This window comes from Paramesorhizobium salinisoli (assembly GCF_003335045.1).
GTDB lineage: Bacteria > Pseudomonadota > Alphaproteobacteria > Rhizobiales > Rhizobiaceae > Paramesorhizobium > Paramesorhizobium salinisoli.
On record NZ_QOZG01000077.1, the window covers coordinates 1 to 1,714 of the forward strand.

Sequence of the window (1,714 nt, forward strand, 5' to 3'; positions counted from 1 at the left end):
CACCGCCGATGACCACCATCGCTTCACCAAAATCGGCCTGCGCATGGCCGGGAGGATGCGACAGCGGCACGAACACTTCCTGGCGGCGCTGATCCCGCTCGCGTATCTAATCCTTGATGATCGTGTAAGGTGTATGCCTTCGCGGGCATAACGCTCGCTCTGTCGGTTCAGCGGCTGATGTTGACCAAACCTCTCGAACAGGATCATGGCCAAAAGATTTGGTCCGGCAAAGCCGCGCGGCGTCACGTGGAAGGGTGCCGGCGGCTGGGTGATCTTCTCGCATTGGCGGCAGGTAAACTTCTCGCGCACGGTCTGGATGACCTTCCACTGACGCGGGATCACCTCTAGTGTCTCGGTGACAGCTTCGCCCAGCTTCGCCAGTTTGGCCGAGCCGCAGCACGGGCAGTTGGCTGGTGCGGCGATGACGACGCGCTCACGCGGCAGATGCTCTGGGAAAGGCTTGCGGGAAGGACGCTTGCGCGCGAAGGCCCTCACCACCGAGGAACGTGCCGCCATCTCCGCCACCAGTTCGTCTTCGCCGGCGTCAGCTTCCAGTTCCTCAAGCTGCAGCTCCATCTGTTCGAGAAGCCGGGCTTTGCGCTCCGACCGGCTGCCATAGATGTCGCGCTTCAGCTTCTCGATCTCCAGCCGGAGCCGCGCGCTCGGCGAGGATCATCGCATGCGCGCTGGCAAGGTGCGTCGGGAAGCGGATCGGCCACATTGGTCATGGCGGAATGGAATCATAGTCGCTCCGCCATGCCAGCGGTTTTGCTCATCCCGCCGACGTCGGACGCCAGGTTTTTTGTGGCATTCGCCAGTCGATGCCTTCGAGCAAATATCCGAGCTGCGCTGGCGTGATAACCACCGTCCCGTCGGCCGCCGATGCCATATGAAGCGGCCGCGCTCGAGCTTCTTCGTGAACAGGCAGGCACCCTGGCCATCGTGCCAGATCACCTTGATCAACCCGCCGCTCCGGCCCCGGAAGACGACGAGATGACCGCTCATCGGATCGCGCTTCAACGTCTCCTGCACCATCAGCGACAGGCCGGCAAAGCCCTTGCGCATATCCGTATGCCCGGTGGCGAGCCAGACTTTAACGCCGCTCGGAACCCGGATCATCGCCGCTCCACAACAGCGAGGATCCGACCCAAAGCCTCCGTATCGATATCGCTCTCAACCCGCAGGCGCCGGCCGCGGCCAAGCTCGATCGTCACCATGCTCGTCTTCTTGCGAGAGAGCGGCGGTGAGTTGGCTGCCGGGGCCTCAGGCTCCGGCAATGCCGCGACAACTTTCACCGGCATGAATGGCGGGGGCTGATGGCGTCGATATCTGGCAAAGTTCTTTGCGCCATCTGAACAACTGGCCGGCATGAATGCCTGCCGAGCGGGCGACCTCTGATACGCTGGCCCCTGGCTCAAACGTCGCCGCCACCAGCCGCTCTTTCTCTTCACGAGACCACCGCCGCCGCCGCTCCACCGACGTGATCACCTCAACAAGCTGCTTTGTCATGAAACTATCCCTAGTGCTGGCACTAGGACTTGCCCCGTTCAGCCTACCTCCGCAAGGCGGCCATCACCGTGGGGATACATCGGTCGGCTTGCCCGGCCGAGAGAAATCAAGCACGACGCCCTTGTGATAGGCCCAAAGATCAAGATCTCGGGAAATGAACTCGCTGCCATTATCGACACGGATCGACGCCGGATAACCCACCTGC

2 protein-coding genes and 2 pseudogenes are annotated in these 1,714 nt (G+C 62.3%); all 4 read right to left on the reverse strand.

The features are described from left to right. Positions 1-114: 114 nt before the first annotated feature. A pseudogene (locus tag DUT91_RS24925) lies at positions 115-660 on the reverse strand (transposase domain-containing protein); the annotation flags it as partial. Between the two features lie 12 nt (positions 661-672). Continuing rightward, on the reverse strand, positions 673-1,119 hold the full coding sequence (tnpB, locus tag DUT91_RS24930; RefSeq protein ID WP_425373845.1) for an IS66 family insertion sequence element accessory protein TnpB: 447 nt from the start codon (positions 1,117-1,119) through the stop codon (positions 673-675). Positions 1,120-1,263: 144 nt separating this feature from the next. Then, on the reverse strand, positions 1,264-1,509 hold the full coding sequence (locus DUT91_RS24935; RefSeq protein WP_114443046.1) for a transposase: 246 nt from the start codon (positions 1,507-1,509) through the stop codon (positions 1,264-1,266). Between the two features lie 78 nt (positions 1,510-1,587). Further along, positions 1,588-1,714: pseudogene (locus DUT91_RS24940) on the reverse strand (DDE-type integrase/transposase/recombinase); the annotation flags it as partial.